We start from the raw sequence: 19158 nt of genomic DNA, 5'->3' as shown, positions 1-19158 counted from the left end.
ATGCTTCGTGTACTACCAACTGTCTTGCCCCTGTTGTCTATGTTATTTTAAAAGAAGGAGTTGGCATTGAGACTGGGTTAATGACAACAATCCATGCATACACGGCGACACAAAAGACAGTAGACGGGCCTTCAAAGAAAGATTGGCGTGGTGGTCGTGCGGCGGCGATCAATATTATCCCCTCAACAACTGGCGCCGCAAAAGCTGTCGGTGAAGTTTTGCCTGTAACAAAGGGAAAGTTGACTGGAATGTCTTTTAGAGTTCCTACTGCGGATGTTTCTGTTGTTGATTTGACTTTTAGAGCGGCAAAAGACACTTCCATCGAAGAGATTGACGCAATGATGAAAAAAGCTTCTCAAACTTATTTAAAAGGGATATTAGGCGTCGCAACTGAAGAAGTTGTGTCGACTGATTTTATACATGACAATCGCTCTTCAATATACGATTCACTTGCAACTCTTCAGAATAATTTAAAGGGTGAAAAGAGATTTTTTAAAGTTGTTTCATGGTATGACAACGAATGGGGCTATTCATGTCGTGTTGTTGATCTTGTGAAGCTTATTGCAAGCAAGAGTTAAGTAGTTTTATCAATTAAAAGGAGCTGGAGTTTTTTCTTCAGCTCCTTTTTTACTTCAAATAACAATACAACCTGAAATTTTCTTCAACAAATAACGATGGAATGACATGATGACAATGCAAATACCTCCCTTAAAAACAAGATTATTGGCAGGCGCAATACGGCATACTCCATTATCAGATACCAAGCTTGCAACAAAAATAGCCACGCGAAATTCTTATCTTTCTACAGCATACAGCTGGAATGCTACACTTAGAAAAGATCCCTCTGTTGGAATGTCCGTATCTTTGCAGAGATATAACTTGGCATTACATTTTTTAGAGGCCATGAAAACAAAAGAAGGGAAAGGCCCTCGCGTATTAGCTGGCTTAATATTGGTAGGAATTTATAAGTTTTACAATAATATTGATTGGTTTGATAAAAAGATGTTTGGATTTATATTTTTAACCAGTGCGACAGTCTATTTATTTTTTGAGGTCGCCTCTATAATTACTAAAAATAGAATTGCTGAATTAGACTTTAATTTGAAACAGATGAAAAACGAATAAACCACCTGACGACATGCCTTTGCTCAAGTTAACCCCGATTATTCACCCCGATTAGGAAATCGGGGTTCATACCTAAGGAATTTTCCAATAGACTGTTAAAATTTTGTTAGTCTATGAATAATCGGGGTTAAAGCGGTTTTTCTTATATTTTTCAAACTTCAATTGTAAATTATTCCTTTTTGTTTTAAAATGAATCAAAGAAAGGGGATGTTTACATGGCAAAGCAAACAGTTGAAGATATAAAGGATTTGAAGGGGAAAAGAGTTTTGGTTCGCGTTGATTTTAATGTTCCTCAGGATGATAAATTAAATATTACGGACGATACCCGTATTAAAGCGGCAATTCCTACAATAAAATATTTATCAGATAAAGGGGCTAAGGTAATTCTTGTGTCTCATTTGGGACGCCCAAAAAACGGGCCGGAAGATAAATTCCGCATGGAACCTGTGGCAAAAAGATTATCTGAATTATTTGGAAAACAGGTTCAATATGTAAAAGATTCCATAGGAACTGAAGTTGAGAAAGCTGTTGCTTCTTTAAAAGAAGGAGATGTTCTCCTTTTGGAAAATGTCAGATTTTATAAAGAAGAAGAAAAAAACGATCCTGAATTTGCGAAGAAATTAGCTTCACTTGCCGAAGTTTATGTTGATGATGCTTTTGGTACGGCTCATCGCGCTCATGCTTCAACGGAAGGGGTTACGAAGTATTTAAAAGGTTATGCAGGATTTCTTATGGAAAAAGAGATCAAATTTTTGGGGAAGCTTATAAATAACCCTGATCATCCGTTTGTTGCAATTTTAGGTGGAGCCAAAATATCGGGCAAGATTGATGTTATAAAAAATCTCCTTCCTCGTGTTGATACATTAATTGTAGGAGGAGGCATGTCTTATACTTTTTTCAAAGCCAGGAATGTCAGTGTTGGCAATTCTTTAGTTGAAGAGGATAAGATTCCTGTCGCAAAAGAAGTTTTAAAGACAGCTATAGATTTGAATAAGACTGTAATGCTTCCTATTGATCATATTGTTGCCGATAAGTTTGATCCTAATGCTAATACGCAGTTAGTAACAAGAGGCGGAATTCCTGATGGCTGGCAGGGTATGGATATAGGCCCTGATACTATTACAAAGTTTTCACATGCTATAAAGAAAGCTAAAACGATTTTCTGGAATGGGCCTATGGGAGTTTTTGAATTTGACAAGTTTGAACATGGGACATTTGCGATAGCCGAAATGATTGCCGAAGCAACAGAAAAAGGGGCTATTTCTGTTATTGGTGGAGGCGATTCTGTTGCAGCAATAGAAAAAGCAGGACTTGCCGGTAAAATCTCCCACATATCAACAGGTGGGGGAGCATCCCTTGAGTTTGTGGAGGGTAAGGTTTTGCCGGGGATTGCTTGTTTGCAGGATAAGTAAAGGTCTTTGATTGTAATTGCGGTTCGCGTGTAAGGGGTGGTTCGCGTGTAAGGGGCGGTTCGCGAACCGCCCCTTACAATAGACTATAGCTGGGGCTGTAGCTCAGTTGGGAGAGCGCGTCGTTCGCAACGACGAGGCCGTCGGTTCGATCCCGATCAGCTCCATTCTTTGATGGTTATATTTGCCTATTTTCAAGACAAACAAAGGTCTTTGATTGTAGTAAGGCAAAAAACCAGTATTGACAAGGTTGTGGCTTGTGTTAAGATATTGTAAATTTAAAGTTAGGAGACATGTGAATGAAGGTTTTATTAATAGGAATTCAAATTATATCGGCGATAGTGGTTGTTGTCACTGTTTTGATGCATTCAGCGAAAGGGGAGGGGTTGGGAGGTATCGGAGGGGCTGCTAAATTGTTTGGAACGCCAAAAGGGCTAGAGCAAGGATTGGATAAGATTACAACATCAGCAGTTATTATTTTTCTAGTAGTCTCTTTAGTCTTAGGTGTTATTAAACTTTGAACGGAGGTTTTTGTGCAATTTACTATTGTGTTGCTTAAAGATTTTTTGCAACAGACGTTTGAGCAATTATCGGTTGTTTTTTACGGCATATTAGTTTTATTGATAGGGTTTTTCTTGGCGCGCCTTCTGGAAAAATTTCTTGTTTTTCTTTTGGAATTGATTTCTTTTGATAATATTTTAAATTTTTTGAAGTTCGATCAGTTTTTACGCAAAGGGAATATTCTTAGCTCTCCTTCAAAGCTTTTAGGAGCTACATTGTATTGGATACTAATGTTCTTTTTTATAATTAGTGTGGCATTTTTGGTTGGACTTCCGATTAAAATCGTTTTAGCAAAACTATTTTCCTATTTGACGGTTGTTTTACTTGCGACTGTTGTTCTTGCTATTGGTACTTTTATTGGCTTGTTTTTGGGCGGTTTGGTCTATTTAATAGGGGCAAATTTTAGATTGCCTGGAGCAAAGACAATTTCCCGTCTTACTCAATATGCTGCTGTTGTTATGGCTTTTCTCCTTGCAATTGAACAGCTTGGAATAGGGCCAGATCTTCTTATCCCAAGCATTGGTGTTATAATAGGATCTTTGGGCTTGGCTGTTGCGATTGCCTTTGGTTTGGGGTGTAAGGATATAATGGCAGATTTTGTTTCAAACTTGATAAAAGGAAAATAGAAAGATTTTAAATTTAAAGGGGGTTTTTATAATGAGAATTTTAACTGTTTTTGTTTTAATGTTTTTTTTAGTAAGTTCTTTTTCTTTAGCTGCTACTGCGCCAACAAAAACTCAAAAAACTAAGAGTTTGCCTGTTGCAAAGGCTATTACATCAAGCGGGAGTAACATGAAGATGGGGCTTGCTTCTTATTTAATGGGCGGAACCAATGTTGCCGGTGTAAATCTTGGCGGGGCTAGCGTCCTGATGCTTAAATTTATAGGAGAGACTTATACCAGTGGGATTGGAGTGAATTATTTGAGTATTAGCGCTAATAACGCTAATACCTCTGTTTTTGGCGCTACTGGTTTATTTGCTTTTCATCTGACAGGGGGAACTGTCCCTATTCATTTAGGCGCTTCTCTTTCTTACAACAGCATTCCTTCAGGATCTTTGTTTACTGTAAATTTGATATATGGTGCGGAAGCTGTTGTTACAGGAAATCTTTTACTTGGGTTTGATTTAATTCCTGTATCTTTTTCTTCTACATCGCAGAATAACGCGACAACTACATCTATAGGAGTGGGTTCTGCCGCTGTTTATGCCGGTTATATATTTTAATTAGTTGAGTTGAAATAAAAAGGAGGTGATCTTGCCTATAAAAGTTAGTGTTTTTTTAAATTTTTAAGGAGGAATAAAATGAAAAGATTAGTAGCTTTAGTTTTGATGTTAGGTTTATTAATGGCTTCTTCTTCATTTGCTGCAATTAGTGGTATTGGTTCATTGGGAGGAACTCCATTTTTAAGGTTGGAATTTGGTTCAGGCAAGGCGCTAGATCTTGGAGCAACATATACAGATAATACTGCAGGAGGCGCTGCAAATACTACTCTTGGAGCATTAGTTAGATTCTCTTCAGTGTTTATGCCTGTAGGAAATTCAGTCGATGTTTATTGGGGGTTGTCAGCAAATATTACTTCTAGAAATAATGCTGGAGTAACAACTACACCTATTACTGTCAGTGGGTTTCTTGGAGCAGAATCTATGCTTAGCTCTAATGTCGGTGTTTTTGGCGATCTTAACTTGATTAACTTTACATCAACAAGCGCTGGAGGAACAAGCACAAGCACATATTCTTTACTTACAGCTTCTACCATTGCAACACTTGGAATAGTCCTTTATTTATAAGCTTACAAGCTTTAAAAAGCCTCTCACGCAAGTGGGGGGCTTTTTTTTTGGTTTTTATGATATCATATTGATAATATGTGGCTGTTATTTTTTTTGTTTTTTCTCTCTTTTGTTTTTACGTCTGTCTTAACATGGTTAATACTTTTATTTTTTTCAAAAATTCATATCGGACAGTTTGAAAGAGAAGAAGGACCTGAAAGTCATAAAAAGAAAAGCGGAACTCCTACTATGGGAGGTGTTGGTTTTGTCATAATATCTATTGTTCTTAGTTTTTCTTTTTCTGAAGTAAGACCGCTTCTTTTTCTTTTTTTGGGATATTCATTGATAGGATTCTTTGATGACTTTATAAAAGTTTATAAAAAAAGAAATTTAGGGCTTACTTTTTGGCAAAAAGTTTTTTCTCAATTATTACTTTCAAGTCTCTTTTCTTTCTTTGTTTTATTTTGCACCCCTTATTTAACATCATCTTATTTGTTGAAAATACTGGGAATCCCTTTGTATATTTTATTTTCTACTTTTCTGATATTTGGATGTGGCAACGCGACAAATCTTACAGATGGAATTGACGGGTTACTTGCAGGAACTTCAATTTTGGCATTTGCCTCTTTTTTTGTGATAGCTTTACATAGGCATCTTTTGCCTTTTTCCGTGTTGGCTATTGTTTTAATAGGGGGGCTTTTAGCCTTTTTGTTTTTTAATTTTCCTAAAGCTAAAATATTTATGGGAGATACAGGATCTCTTGGGATAGGGGCAATTCTTGCAGGCATGGCAATTATTTTAAATAAGGAACTTTTGCTTGTTATAATAGGCGGAGTGTTTCTGGTAGAGGCTTTATCTGTTATAATTCAGGTCTTAAGTTATAAATTGTTTAAAAAACGGGTTTTTAAAATGTCACCTCTTCATCATCATTTTGAATTGTTAGGATGGAGTGAAGTTTATGTGACTTTAATGTTTTGGGCAGTTCAGTTTTTACTTAGTATTATAGGAGTGTTTTTAGCATGACAAAATGGGAAGAAAAAAAGATAACTGTTTTTGGCCTTGGAAAATCGGGTTTGGCAATCGTAAAAAAACTTTATCCTTTAGGTTCTTATCTTTTTGTGACAGATAGCAAGAAAGAAGAATCTATCGACAAAACTGTACTTGAAGAATTTAAAAATATTGCCATAGGTGACCTGAATTCCCGTTTGCAATTAGAGGTGGGGGGGCATACTCAAAAATGTATTGATCAATCTGATCTTATTGTTTTAAGTCCTGGCGTTAGAACCGATATTCCTGTACTTCAAAAAGCAAAAGAGCTTAATATCCCCATTGTTTCTGAGATAGAGTTGGCATATAGGTTTTTGACTAAGCCGATAATTGCTGTCACCGGAACCAACGGAAAGACAACGACGGCTATTTTAATCGGGGAACTTTTAAAAGCCGAAGGGAAATCAGTTGTTGTTGCGGGAAATGTAGGTTTGCCGCTTGTTTCAATAGATGATAGGAATCTTGATTTTGTTGTTGTTGAAATCAGCAGTTATCAGTTAGAAACAATAGTCTCTTTTAGACCATGGATTAGTATAATTTTAAATTTAACCGAAGATCATATAGAACGCCACGGCTCTATGGAAGCCTATGGAACTTTTAAAGCTCGTATTTTTATGAACCAAAAGAAGACGGATTACGTTGTTTACAATTCTCAGGATAAGGGGGTTTGTAAATTAGTCCAAGCTTCTGAAGCTAGATTGGTCCCGTTTATAATAAAAGAGATGGAGTTGTTTTTGGGGATGAATATTGCGGATATTAAGCTTAGAGGCGACCATAACCTAGAGAATATTGCGGCGGCTGTTACTGCGGCTAAAATTGCCGGGGTTTCTAAAGATACAATTCCAAAAGTGTTAAAAAGTTTTTCTGGAGTTTCTCATCGCATTGAATTTGTTATAAGAAAAAACGGAGTTGATTTTTATAATGACTCTAAAGCGACAAATCCTGATTCTACTATTGTAGCTATTAAAACTTTGGATACCGGAAAAAAATCTATTATTTTACTTCTTGGAGGAAGGGATAAAGGAACGGATTTAACGGCGATGATTAATTTAATAAAAAAGAGTGTAAAAAAAGTTATTCTTTTAGGGGAGGCAACAGAGAGATTTGAAAAAGCTCTTAAGCAGAGTGATTTTGAAAACATAGAAATTGCTTCTGATTTTAAATCTGCGGTAATTACATCTTTTAATTTATCTAAACCTGGAGATATTGTTTTGCTATCTCCTGCCTGCGCCAGTTTTGATATGTTTTCAAATTTTGAAGAGAGAGGAGATGTGTTTAAATCTCTGGTCAAAAACCTTTAAAACTAAAAAAATCTCCTGATTTTATTTTGTTGGCATCCATAGCGGGGTTGCTGTTGTTTGGGACTATTATGATCTTTTCTTCAAGTTCTGTTATGGGGATTAAAATGGGAGATAGTTTTTACTATCTTAAGAGGCATTTATTGTATTTGCTTGCAGGTTTTTTTGTTTTTATTTTTGCCCTTAATCTGGATTTGCAAAAACTTAAAAAATATACTCTTCTTATATTTTGTGTTTCTATTTTTTTTCTTTTATTGCTTTTTGTCCCTTTTTTAGGGAAATCGTTGGGAGGAGCTACACGTTGGCTGGATTTTTATTTTATATCTTTTCAACCTTCGGAATTTGTTAAATTTACCATGGTCTTATTTTTTGCCACTTATCTTTCAGCATTGAAAAATAGTATAAAAAAATTTTTAAAAGGATTGCTGCCTTTGCTTTTGGTTTTGGTCGTGGTATGCGGAATAATAATTAAACAACCTGATATGGGAACAGCTCTTTCAATAGCTGTAACTTCTTTTTTAATGTTTTTTATAGCAGGGGCTAATGTTTTACATCTGGTTTTTTTAGGATCTTGTGGCGGGGTCTTGATTTTTATTTTGAGTATTTTTTCCGCGTATAGAGTAAAAAGGTTGCTTGCTTTTCTTAATCCGTGGGAAGATCCTTTAGGAAAAGGATTTCAAATTATTCAATCGTTGCTTGCCGTAGGGTCTGGAGGGGTGATCGGGTTGGGGATTGGAAATTCCAAACAAAAATTTTATTATCTTCCTCAACAATATGCGGATTTTATATTTGCAGTTTTGTGTGAAGAATTGGGGTTTATTGGCGCTTTTGTTTTGATTTGTATTTTTTTGGTATTCTTTTTTAGAGGAATTCAGATTATTTCAAAAACAAAAGATGAGTTTTATTTTTTCTTAGGATTTGGCATTATTTCAATGTTTTTTGTACAGACAGTATTAAACATAATGGTTGTAATAGCTTTATTGCCAACCACAGGACTTCCTCTTCCCTTTGTAAGCTATGGAGGGACGTCTATGATTACATGTTTGTTTTCAGTAGGATTACTGACTAATATTTCAAAACAAATTTCACTTTGACCCGGTTTTTTTTATAATGTATACTTTTTATATGTTAGATCCAAAGCTTTTACGCAGCGATCCTCAAAAAATAGTTGATGCCTTGAAAACTCGTCAGGGAGATATATCTTTAGTTGAAAAATTTTCTGTAACGGATAAAAAATGGCGGGAACTTACTTTTAAAATTGAGACATTAAAAAAAGATCGCAATGAAAATTCTAAGAAAGTTGGGCAATGTAAAAAGGAGGGGAAAAATTCTGACATTTTACTTGAAAAAAGCAGGTTGATCGGTGATGAAATAAAAAAATTGGAAGAAGAATTAAGTTTTGTTTCCGATGAACTTAAAGATTTAGAGCTTCAGATGCCAAATCTTCCTCATTCTTCTGTCCCTTTTGGCAAGGACAGTTCTTTTAACAAGGAAGTTAGAAAATACGGAGAGCCCGCAAAATTTAACTTTGAACCTAAACCTCATGATGAAATAGGGGAGAGATTGGGAATCCTTAACTTTAAAGAGGCGGCAAAAATTTCTGGAGCTCGTTTTGTTGTTTATCATAAAAGGGGAGCTGCCCTTGAACGGGCGTTAATAAATTTTATGCTTGATGTTCACGTAAAAAAGAATAACTATGAGGAAGTTTTGGCTCCTGTCCTTGTTAAGTCTTATTCTATGCAAGGTACAGGCCAACTTCCAAAATTTGAAGAAGATCTTTTTAAATGCAGTGATGATTTTTATTTAATTCCTACCGCAGAAGTCTCTGTGACAAATTTACACAGAGAAGAGATTATAGAATATAAAAAACTTCCTATAAAATATTGTTCGTATTCACCATGTTTCAGACGGGAAGCAGGTTCATATGGAAAAGATACAAAGGGGATTATCCGTCAGCATCAATTTAATAAGGTTGAGCTGGTGAAATTTGTTGAGCCTGAAAATTCCTATAAAGAACTTGAGTTGTTGACGCAAGATGCTGAATTAATTCTTAAAGAATTAAATCTTCCTTATAGAGTTGTTGAGCTTTGTACTTCCGATTTGGGTTTTGCTTCTGCCAAAACTTATGATTTGGAAGTTTGGTTCCCGTCAGAAAATAAATATAGAGAAATTTCTTCTTGTTCAAATTTTGAAGATTTCCAAGCCAGACGAGCTGGAATTAAGTTTAAAAGAGATGGGAACTCAAAGCCTGAATTTGTTCACACCTTAAACGGGTCAGGGCTTGCCGTAGGGCGTACTTTTGCCGCTATTCTAGAAAATTATCAGCAAGAAGATGGTGATGTTGTTATTCCTGAAGGTTTAAAACATTATTTGGAGTTTGAAACAATAAAAAGCTGCTAAAAGGCGCAAGAACTTCTTTTCTTGTTTCGATTATAATTATGTGAATTGTCAGAAAATTCCGGTTATTACGTCGGGATGAATACTCAAAATAAAGAGGGAAAATAATGACATTGATAAGTGACCCTAATTTTTTATCTATTCCAAGTTCCGGCGCTAAAAAACCGTCAAAGAGTATTGATGATTTTTCAAATGTCTTGAAAGAGATTAACCACAATATGAACAGTTCTCTTGCTAATTTTGCCAAGATTAGCGATGGGATTTATGTTAGTCCCGGGAAAATTGAATCGATTGGCGCTAAACTTGATTTTACTGTTTGACTATTCTATGATTTTTTTGCTACTATATTAATATGCCAGCTTATGAGTATAGGTGTGAAGAGTGCGGTGTTTATGAACACCATCAAAAAATGGTGGAGAAGCCTCTTAAAAAGTGCATAAAGTGCGGCGGCTCAAAAATAAAGCGTTTAATTTCTGCGGCAAGTGTAGTTTTTAAAGGTTCTGGATTTCATGTGACTGATTACGGTAAAAATACTCATAGAACAGAACACGATAAAAACAGGGAACACCATCATCACAAGTCTGAACCTGCCAAAAATAGTACAGAGAAAAAATAGGCTCTAAAAATTCACCACATTATTGTTGCCCTATTATATTGTTCATTTGTTATATAACCGTATTGGAGTAATAATTTCATATTATCTGAATAGTCTTTGTTAAAGTTATTACTTGTTTTTCGGCAGTGCTCAGCTATCTTTTTTGGAGATGAAATTACAAGGTAAACAAATTGGCCAACACTGGTAGCAATATCTTTAGTATCCCCAATTTCAGGTATAAATTTCCATTGCCTTCCAAAATTGGTCGCTTTTAATTGATAAGCTAACATTTTTGCGGCTGTCAAATATAATTCTAATAAGCCTACATAAACGGTTTCATCAGTTGATATTTCAGGATCATCAGTATTTCTTATAATCCTATAAGAATAAGGGAATTTTGGATAGCCTGAGTTTAAAATTATTCTCTTTGAGGTGAAGTTGCATTTCATCTCTCCACGATCATCATCTGAAAATTCAATTGAAGAAATTGCTCTCCTTAAGTTTGGGGTTAAGAGGCTAAGCGCATAATAGAGGTTCCTTAAAACAGTATAATTAATAGACTCATAGGCTGGCTTTCTTATTTGTATTCCATATGGGCGTGTAGGAACCTCTGCCTCTTCTATTATTGAGACAGTATTTATTGATGTTCTTAATTTAAAGTCATCGTAAGGAAAATTATACGGACTGGTATAAAAAGGACTGATGAGGGTTGTTTCCTCAGCATCTCCAAATATGGCTATCTCGCTGAAAGGGGTTATAACCAAAGTTTTTCCTTTATGGCTAAAGCTATAACCGGAAAAAGAGAACTCTCTTGGCTTCTCGTCGAGTAGATTGTATGCTGAAATGGTTAATGGAATTTTTGAATGATTAGTAAAAAAATTTTCAGCCTCTTTTAAATCAACAAATCCGTGTTCGCCGTTAAAAACCATACTAAAACTAAGATTATCATTTCTTAATGTAAAGCGGGTTTCTGGATATGCGTATAATGCGACTTTTGGATTACAGCTTCTTACTCCTTCTATAGTTAATTTCGCGGGATTAGACCCTTGTTTCTCTATAGAATAATAATCAAAGGAAAAAACCGGCAATTCTTCACCTTCCGCAGAAATCTTGTCACTTGAAAAATTGATATAATTAAAAGATTCTTTGGCTTTTAATGCGATAGGTTTTTTAGGGGCCCCATTTTGATCAAAAAATATAAATAACTTAAAGGTATTGCCTCTCTCTAAATATATTTTTAGTCCGTCTATTTTTAAAAAACTGGTATATCTTTTATTGTTATATCTGTCATAAAGAGATAAAAACCAAAAACCGTCTTTCCATGAAATTATACCTTCTTCCAACTCATGGTTGTTTGGAAGAATTGTAGATTGTGAATTATTTTCAATATCAAGGCGCCCATCTTGTGCAATAATAACTCTTTCGAAATTGACAGGAGCTCCTTTTTGCTTGATGTATCTTAAAACAGTTTTAAACCTTTCTGGCACATCCTTAGAGATTAGAAGGCCTTCTATTCTTTTATTTGAAAGAAGGTCTAAACTGGCAAATAATATCAACATATCAACAAAATATCTGTTAGCATCCTCTATGATAATAGCCTTTTTTTCAATGATTGAACATATAGCGTCTTCATTTTTTCTATCAAATTTAATAAAAGGGTCATTACTCAGGTCTATTTCCCCTGTGTTTTCGTTTAAAACTTGAGTTAAATCAATAGCATAAAAATTTGATCTTCCAAACTTATCAAAATCTTTTATTGACAGAGTATAACGTTGAAATTTTTCAGGGTGGTCAAGGAGTTTTAGATATTCAGGCAGATGTGTCCAAAATTTTTCAGTGATTGTTGAGTTATACGTTGGGTTGTACATTTTTACACTGTTGGCAAATATGTCACATATAGCATCTTCAGCCATCCCCCAATCAAGAAGGGCACCTATCGCATTTATCTTTACTTGTTCATCTATATCAATGCTGCGTATAACAGGATTGGCCAAACATTTTGTAAGGATAAGAACCTTTCCAACGTTTCCGCCATAATATTCAACTGCATTTGCAACAATTTGAGCCTCATAGGGAGAAAGGGTTTCATCTCCATCTGAATTTGCCATATTAACAAATGCGCTGTCAAGAGCCTCTTGATCTCTGAGGAGAGAATTGTCTGTTACTTCATTATATATATCTTGTGCTTCTGACTTATCTTTTATTTCTGCCTTGCACTCCACCATACTACTTTGACACATATTTCCTAAACCATAAATTGTCAGATTACTCATTTTTTATTTACCTCCGTTATTTGTTTAAAAGCCTTTTATATACACAGCTTCTTCGGAGGTTAAAACGGAAAATTTCAATTTAATTTTGGGGGTCAACAATGTATGCCCTGATCCGGTTTTTCTCTGCTCTTTGAGCAACAAAGCCAAAAAATACTCAAAACTTCACAAAACTTTCACTATAATTTCATTAGTTTTTATTATATAATTTGTTTGGATGGTAAAACATTATAAAACAGTTTTTGGTGAAAAAATATATTTGACAGACGATAATTGGCGACATGTAGTAGAAAGACATCCGGAGGTTGAAACTTATTTATCAAAGATTGAAGAAGTCTTAAAACTTCCTGATTTTGTCAAACTAAGTAGGCGAGACTCGTCTGTGCATTTGTATTATAAATTTTATCATGAAGTTTATAAAGGGAAATATATTTTAGTTGTTGTAAATAATTCAAAAAAATATATATCAACTATTTTTATAACAGATAAAATAAAATTGGGGGAAACAATATGGATAAAAAAATGATTTTTTATTACGATAAGGATGATGATCTGTTGGATATATCTGTTGGGAAACCTAAAAAATCGGTTTCTACTGAAATTGCGGACGATTTTTTTATAAGAAAAAATCTCAAAACAGGTAAAATAACAGGGTTTACTATTCTCAATTTTGAAAAATGGTTCAAAGGAAAAAATGAAGAAAAAGAAGTTCCTTTAACAGCCAATTTCAGTTTTGTTTCAAAATAGAATAGATTTATGGCATCAAATATTCACAAAGCAAAAAATAAAATGATGCCATTTAGCCCTTCAAAAATCATCTGTGTCGGATTAAATTATTACGATCACGCGAAAGAGCTTGGTATGGAGATACCAAAATCTCCCGTTCTATTTTTAAAACCGCCGACAGCTGTGATAGGGAATGGCGATAAAATAATTTATCCCGCGCAAACATCAAACCTCCATTATGAAGCCGAGCTTGCGATTGTTATTTTAGAAGATAGATCGTTAGGCTATACATGCGCAAATGATGTGACGGCAAGGGATTTGCAAAAAATAGACGGCCAATGGACGCGCGCAAAATCGTTTAACACTTTTTGCCCACTAGGTCCAAAAATTGTATCCGGCATTGACTCTGACAATCTAAATATCAAGCTTTATTTAAATGGAGAAATTAAGCAGAATTCAAATACTTCACAAATGATATTTAAGCCTCTTTATCTTGTAAAATTTATTTCAGAGATAATGACGCTACTTCCTGGAGATGTGATATTGACAGGAACACCTCCCGGGGTGGGACCGATGGATAGGGGGGATGAGGTTGTGGTGGAAATTGAGGGGATTGGACGATTAACTAACAAAGTGGGATAATAAATTTCCAATAACTAATGATTAATGACTAATATCTAATGACTAATGTCTAATGATAAAAAAATGAGAGAGAAAGTATTAAAATTAAAAATAATTCCTAACGCCAAACGAAACGAGCTAAAAGGGGATAAAGTTTATTTGACGGCTCCTCCTGTCGACGGGAAAGCGAATAAAGCGCTTATTGAATTTCTCTCGGAACATTTTAAAATCAAAAAACGCCAAATATCAATCGTTCGCGGGGAAAAGTCACGCAATAAGGTTGTTGCTATTTCACAACATAAGTAACATTAACGCTCATCGTAACATTAATATCTCCGCCGTAAATTGGAGTTGCGGATTCACCGCCAAAAGCCCTTTCTACGGAAATATTTGTTTGCGGTGAAATTATTCCCCAATTATTTATCTCCTGTCCTTCTATTTTTTCTATCCTGACAAGAGTAAGCCCAGCCGCATCCGCAATAGCGCGTGCTTTTGACTTTGCAGATTCAACTGCGAGTTTTAAAGCCTCTTTCCTATAAGGCAAAATATCTTTTCTTGAAAAATTGACGCTTAACACTTGATTGGCGCCTGCAGAGGTTCCTTTGTCTATTATTTTTGAAACTTTTTTTAGATCGTCGCTTATTGTAACGGAAACCTGATTGTTGCAGGTGTAACCGATAAGATAAGAACTTCCGCTTTCATATTTCATCTTTGGGCCAATACTAAATCTAGAAGTCTTTATTTTATCTTTTGGTATGTTAAAGCTCTTTATGGAATCGATGACTTTTTGCATTATCTCTGCATTTTTAGACTGCGCTTTTGACGCTGTCTTTTCATCTGTCTGAACACCAAGCGTAATCGTCGCGGTATCAGGCTCTACATTAACATTGCCGACCCCGGTGACAATAAGGGTTTGGCTATTGGCAAAACAAGGGGACAGGAAAAGAGAAACGAAAAGAAAAACAAGAAAACTTTTTACTATTTTCATAAAACACCATCCTCTTTACTGTACAGTGTACACTGTAAATAGTATAATAACTTTCGTCATGCATCAACCGATATATTTGGCTCTCATTTGGCACATGCACCAGCCTTATTACAAGGATTTAATTACAGGAGAGTACTTTCTTCCCTGGGTTCGCATGCATGGCATAAAAGATTATTACGATATGGTCGCGATCCTTGAAGATTACCCCAACATGAAAGCAACTTTTAACCTTGTTCCTTCGCTTGTTGAACAAATAGACGATTATGTTTTTAATAATGCAAAAGACATAAGTCTGAAAATATCAGAAAAGGATCCAAAATCGCTTTCAGATGAGGAACTTGTCTATCTCCTGAAAAATTTCTTTATGGCAAATTGGGAGACAATGATAAAACCTTACAATAGATATCATGCGATGCTTCTTAAAAGAGGAAGGTTTGTATCTGATCATGAAATAGCCGATGCCGCGAAAAGATTTACACGACAGGAGATTTTAGATCTCCAAGTTTGGTTTAACCTTACCTGGTTCGGTTTCATATACAGAAAAATAGATCCAGTAGTCTCAGAACTTATAAAAAAAGAGACAAATTTTACAACAGAAGAGAAGCTAAGCTTGTTGGCAAAACAAAAAGAGCTCCTTTCAAAAATCATACCGAAACACAAAGAGCTTATGGAAAAAAATCAGATAGAAGTAACAACTTCACCTTTTTATCATCCTATTCTTCCTTTATTATGCGATACAAGCATAGCAAAAGAATCTATGCCCGAAATAAAACTCCCTTGCACAAGATTTAGGCACCCGGAAGATGCTATGGAACAAATAAAAAGAGCGGTAAAATTTCACGAAGAACATTTTGGGTCAAAACCTGCCGGCATGTGGCCGTCCGAAGGGAGTGTAAGTCCCGATGTTGCAGGCATTGCCGCCCAAAATGGTATTAAATGGATTGCAACCGATGAAGGGGTTCTTTCGAATTCATTCAGGAAAAAACTATCGCCGGAAGAACTTTATAAGCCCTATACAATTTCAAAAGATGGGAACAATATCCATGTAATATTTAGAAACCACTTTTTGTCCGACCAAATAGGTTTTGTCTACCAAAGGTGGAGAGCCAAAGACGCAGTCGCAGATTTTAAACATCATTTGCACAATATAAAAGCTTCGCTTCCTGATAACGGAAAGCAATATCTAATAAGCGTAATTTTAGACGGTGAAAACGCGTGGGAATATTTTAAGGACGGAGGAGAAGAATTTTTAAGGACTTTGTATGACGAGCTTTCAAAAGATCCGAATATAAAACCTGTCCTGCCAAAAGATTTTATACAAGAATTTCCTCCGGAAAGTAAGATTGAAAGATTATTCCCTGCTTCATGGATAAACAACAACTTTAGAATATGGATAGGGCACGATGAAGATAACCTAGCTTGGGATTATCTTGGCAAAGCAAGAAATATATTGGAAGGACAGGAAAATGAAACCGCGTGGAAAGAACTATATGTCGCCGAAGGCTCTGACTGGTGCTGGTGGTTTGGCGATGACCACTCTTCGGAAAACGATCCTGCTTTTGACACATTATTTAGAAAACATTTGTCTAATATTTATCAGCTTTTAGGGAAGCCGATCCCTACATACTTAAAGAAACCTATTAAACAATTAAGGACATTAAAACCGACACGCGAACCGGCGTATTATATTGAACCTGTTATGGACGGACTTATAACAAGTTATTATGAATGGCTTTCTGCCGGATGTTTTGATGTAAACAAGACAAAAGGAGCAATGCACCAAATAGATACGGTGGTAAGCGCTGTTTACTATGGATTTAGCAAATCTTCGGTTTTTTTCAGGCTTGACTGCCAGCTTAATTTTCAAAAAAGAGAATGCAAAGGATATAAATTTAATATACTTATCCATCATCCGAAACAGTGCAAACTGGAATTGTATTGCGAATCGCCTCCCCCTGTTTTAAGTTTATACAAATTAAACGATAATGATAATTGGGAAAAGACAAAAGAACTTTCTAGTTTTGGAATAAGCAAAATAATAGAGATGGGGATATCTTTCTTCGAGTTGGGGGCAAATCCTGGAGATGAAGTACAGTTTTCAGTTGTTATTATAAAAGACGGCAATGAACTTGAGCATTGGCCCCGAGGAGGGATGTTATCATTTAAAGTCCCCGATGATTCGTTTGAACTTAATAATTGGAAGATATAAGAAATGAAAAAAATAAATTTTTTATTTGGAATTCACTGCCACCAGCCAGTTGGGAACTTTGAAGATGTTTTTAAATGGGCATATGACAGTTGTTATCTCCCGTTTTTAAAAGCGATGGAAAAACATCCGCGCATAAAATTTTCTGTTCATTACAGCGGGATACTTTATGATTGGTTTATAAAAAACAGACCGGAAATAATGGATCTTTTACTGAATTTGGTACAACGGGGACAGGTGGAGATACTAACTGGTGGTTATTATGAACCGATTCTTCCTATAATTCCGGATGAGGATAAACTTGGTCAGATAGAGATGATGAATGAGTTTATAAAAGAAAAATTCAAAATAAGCCCTTCGGGGCTTTGGCTTACGGAAAGAATCTGGGAGCCGACACTTCCTAAGATACTTGCACAGGCGGGAATCGACTATATTACAGTTGATGATTATCATTTTTTATCTGCGGGGATAGAAGGAGATAAATTGTTTGGTTATTATTTAACCGAAGAAGAAGGAGATAAATTAAAAGTCTTTCCCATAAATAAAGAACTTAGATATTTAATACCTTTTAAGATGCCTGAAGAGACGATAAATTATTTAAGGAGTATTGCCACAGAGAAAGGAGATAGGGCCGCGATTTTGGCGGATGACGGAGAAAAATTTGGTGTTTGGCCGGGAACATATAAATGGGTTTATGAAGATGGTTATTTAGAAAAATTGTTGTCCTGTCTGGATGAAAATCTTGATTGGATTATACCAATGAAATTTTCTGATTATGTGGAAGACTATCCTTCCAGCGGAAGGACGTATCTTCCTACGGCTTCTTATTTTGAAATGATGGAATGGTCTCTACCATCTGATCAGCAGATAAAACTTAAAAAAATAAAAGAAGAAATGAAGCAATCTGGAAAATATGATGAATACAACAAGTTTTTGAGGGGAGGATTTTTTAGAAACTTTTTTGTGAAATATCCCGAGAGCAACAATATGCACAAAAAGATGCTTCTTGTAAGCAAGAAATTAGGGGCAGTAAGAGATTCAAATCCATCGAGCGATAGAAAAAAATTAATTAAAGAGGCAGAGAAAAATCTTTATAAAGGCCAATGCAATTGCGCTTATTGGCATGGCATTTTTGGTGGGTTGTATTTGTCAAATTTGAGGAATGCTATTTACGAACATTTGATCAGAGCTGAAAATATATTGCAAAGATTACAACGAGGAGACAAGAAATATACAGAACTTTTAATTACAGACTTTGATAAAGAAGGAAATGAAGAGATCCTTCTTTCTAATCCGTATTTAAATATGTATTTTTCCCCGCAAGAGGGTGGAGCTCTTTTTGAAATGGATTATAAACCTAAAGAATTTAATTGTATGAATGTATTAACAAGAAGAAAAGAGGCTTATCATGAAAGCATCTTAAACGGGGAGACAGGAAATGCTCCACCGAAAGAGACGCATAGCATTCATGATGCGATTCATTTAAAAGAAGAAGGAATAGAAAAGTATCTTGTATATGATTCATTAAGAAGAGCTTCTTTTGTCGATCATTTTTTAAGTGCTGATGCGGATTTAAATGAATTAAAGTTTGCAAAGGTTTTAGACTTGGGAGATTTTGCGGGAAAACCATATGCCTTTTTCCCTGTCAGAAAAAACGATGAAGTGCAGTTGAATTTGTCAAGGATTGGGAAGGTTAATGGTCAGGAAGTTAAATTGACTAAAACAATATCGCTTATGTCCGGCCAGAGCATAGTAAGTGTTGATTATGAAATTGTAAATAATGGCGAAGAAAATATAAAATGTATTTTTGGCATTGAATTTAATTTAACGCTTTTAGGGGGGAATTCTCCAGACAGATATTATAAAATTAACTGGGAAAAACTTGAAAATTCTTATCTTGCAAGCGAAGGCGTTTTGGATGAAGTTAAATCTGTACAACTTGTTGACGAGTGGAAAGGTTTTAGTGTATCATTTGAGCTGAATTATGAATGTAATTTTGTCCGTTATCCCATAGAAACGGTTTCTCAGTCGGAGGGGGGATTGGAAAAAACTTATCAGGGGTCATGTTTGTTTTTTTCTTGGGAAATTAATATAGCGCCAAAAGAGGTTTGGACAAATAGACTGATTTTAAAAATAGAAAGTTAGCTA

Annotated in this window: 20 protein-coding genes, 1 tRNA gene and 1 pseudogene; 20 read left to right on the top strand and 2 right to left on the bottom strand. The window is 35.3% G+C overall.

Going from position 1 to position 19158, the window contains the following annotated elements; genetic code table 11:
• From A2290_06990 to A2290_06925, 14 genes and pseudogenes are all read left to right on the top strand, one after another.
• A pseudogene (locus A2290_06990) lies at positions 1-578 on the top strand (type I glyceraldehyde-3-phosphate dehydrogenase).
• 106 nt (positions 579-684) lie between these two features.
• On the top strand, positions 685-1125 hold the full coding sequence (locus A2290_06985; protein ID OGC15975.1) for a hypothetical protein: 441 nt from the start codon (positions 685-687) through the stop codon (positions 1123-1125).
• Positions 1126-1340: 215 nt separating this feature from the next.
• Positions 1341-2537 (top strand): phosphoglycerate kinase, encoded by a 1197-nt coding sequence (locus A2290_06980; GenBank protein OGC15974.1) that lies wholly within the window; start codon positions 1341-1343, stop codon positions 2535-2537.
• Positions 2538-2628: 91 nt separating this feature from the next.
• A tRNA-Ala gene (locus tag A2290_06975) sits at positions 2629-2701 on the top strand.
• Positions 2702-2833: 132 nt separating this feature from the next.
• The gene (locus A2290_06970; protein OGC15973.1) at positions 2834-3055 is read left to right on the top strand and encodes a preprotein translocase subunit SecG; all 222 of its coding nucleotides are present in this window, start codon (positions 2834-2836) and stop codon (positions 3053-3055) included.
• Between the two features lie 27 nt (positions 3056-3082).
• A complete protein-coding gene (locus tag A2290_06965) occupies positions 3083-3721 on the top strand; it encodes a hypothetical protein (GenBank protein ID OGC15972.1) in 639 nt (212 codons plus the stop codon).
• 31 nt (positions 3722-3752) lie between these two features.
• Positions 3753-4319: a hypothetical protein gene (locus A2290_06960; protein OGC15971.1), complete on the top strand. Its 567-nt coding sequence runs from the start codon at positions 3753-3755 to the stop codon at positions 4317-4319.
• Positions 4320-4397: 78 nt separating this feature from the next.
• The gene (locus tag A2290_06955) at positions 4398-4883 is read left to right on the top strand and encodes a hypothetical protein (GenBank protein ID OGC15970.1); all 486 of its coding nucleotides are present in this window, start codon (positions 4398-4400) and stop codon (positions 4881-4883) included.
• A 75-nt stretch (positions 4884-4958) separates the two neighbouring features.
• Positions 4959-5885: a phospho-N-acetylmuramoyl-pentapeptide-transferase gene (locus A2290_06950; protein OGC15969.1), complete on the top strand. Its 927-nt coding sequence runs from the start codon at positions 4959-4961 to the stop codon at positions 5883-5885.
• Positions 5882-7210, top strand: coding sequence for a UDP-N-acetylmuramoylalanine--D-glutamate ligase (locus tag A2290_06945; protein ID OGC15968.1), 1329 nt, complete (start codon positions 5882-5884; stop codon positions 7208-7210). Before A2290_06950 ends, A2290_06945 begins: the two co-directional genes overlap by 4 nt.
• A complete protein-coding gene (locus A2290_06940) occupies positions 7189-8301 on the top strand; it encodes a cell division protein FtsW (protein OGC15967.1) in 1113 nt (370 codons plus the stop codon). Before A2290_06945 ends, A2290_06940 begins: the two co-directional genes overlap by 22 nt.
• Positions 8302-8332: 31 nt before the next feature.
• On the top strand, positions 8333-9607 hold the full coding sequence (locus A2290_06935) for a serine--tRNA ligase (GenBank protein OGC15977.1): 1275 nt from the start codon (positions 8333-8335) through the stop codon (positions 9605-9607).
• 104 nt (positions 9608-9711) lie between these two features.
• Entirely contained in the window at positions 9712-9924 is a 213-nt protein-coding gene (locus A2290_06930; protein OGC15966.1) for a hypothetical protein, read from the top strand.
• Positions 9925-9956: 32 nt separating this feature from the next.
• Positions 9957-10220, top strand: coding sequence for a hypothetical protein (locus tag A2290_06925; GenBank protein OGC15965.1), 264 nt, complete (start codon positions 9957-9959; stop codon positions 10218-10220).
• An 11-nt stretch (positions 10221-10231) separates the two neighbouring features.
• On the opposite strand, the gene A2290_06920 is transcribed toward A2290_06925, so the two are convergent.
• The gene (locus A2290_06920) at positions 10232-12472 is read right to left on the bottom strand and encodes a hypothetical protein (GenBank protein OGC15964.1); all 2241 of its coding nucleotides are present in this window, start codon (positions 12470-12472) and stop codon (positions 10232-10234) included.
• A 214-nt stretch (positions 12473-12686) separates the two neighbouring features.
• Between A2290_06920 and A2290_06915 the strand changes: the two genes are divergently transcribed.
• Genes A2290_06915 through A2290_06900 form a run of 4 tightly spaced genes read left to right on the top strand, consistent with a single transcriptional unit; the run spans position 12687 to position 14122 of the window.
• Entirely contained in the window at positions 12687-12995 is a 309-nt protein-coding gene (locus tag A2290_06915) for a hypothetical protein (protein OGC15963.1), read from the top strand.
• Positions 12980-13216 carry a hypothetical protein gene (locus A2290_06910; GenBank protein OGC15962.1) on the top strand — a complete coding sequence of 79 codons (237 nt, stop codon included), beginning with the start codon at positions 12980-12982 and terminating at the stop codon, positions 13214-13216. Before A2290_06915 ends, A2290_06910 begins: the two co-directional genes overlap by 16 nt.
• Before the next feature lie 42 nt (positions 13217-13258).
• The gene (locus tag A2290_06905; protein ID OGC15976.1) at positions 13259-13837 is read left to right on the top strand and encodes a hypothetical protein; all 579 of its coding nucleotides are present in this window, start codon (positions 13259-13261) and stop codon (positions 13835-13837) included.
• Positions 13838-13882: 45 nt separating this feature from the next.
• Positions 13883-14122: a hypothetical protein gene (locus tag A2290_06900; protein OGC15961.1), complete on the top strand. Its 240-nt coding sequence runs from the start codon at positions 13883-13885 to the stop codon at positions 14120-14122.
• Here A2290_06900 and A2290_06895 read toward each other — a convergent pair.
• Positions 14103-14804: a hypothetical protein gene (locus A2290_06895; GenBank protein ID OGC15960.1), complete on the bottom strand. Its 702-nt coding sequence runs from the start codon at positions 14802-14804 to the stop codon at positions 14103-14105. The genes A2290_06900 and A2290_06895 overlap by 20 nt on opposite strands.
• A gap of 154 nt (positions 14805-14958) precedes the next feature.
• Here A2290_06895 and A2290_06890 point away from each other — a divergent pair, with 154 nt between their 5' ends.
• Both A2290_06890 and A2290_06885 read left to right on the top strand, forming a co-directional pair.
• On the top strand, positions 14959-17013 hold the full coding sequence (locus tag A2290_06890; GenBank protein OGC15959.1) for a hypothetical protein: 2055 nt from the start codon (positions 14959-14961) through the stop codon (positions 17011-17013).
• A 3-nt stretch (positions 17014-17016) separates the two neighbouring features.
• Complete coding sequence (locus A2290_06885) at positions 17017-19155, top strand: hypothetical protein (GenBank protein OGC15958.1); 2139 nt, start codon at positions 17017-17019, stop codon at positions 19153-19155.
• The last annotated feature ends 3 nt before the right edge of the window (positions 19156-19158 follow it).

Source organism: candidate division WOR-1 bacterium RIFOXYB2_FULL_36_35 (assembly GCA_001771505.1).
Taxonomy (GTDB): domain Bacteria; phylum Margulisbacteria; class WOR-1; order XYC2-FULL-46-14; family XYC2-FULL-37-10; genus XYB2-FULL-36-35.
Note: the sequence above shows the minus strand (reverse complement) of the source record. Positions and strands in the feature narration are given on the sequence as shown.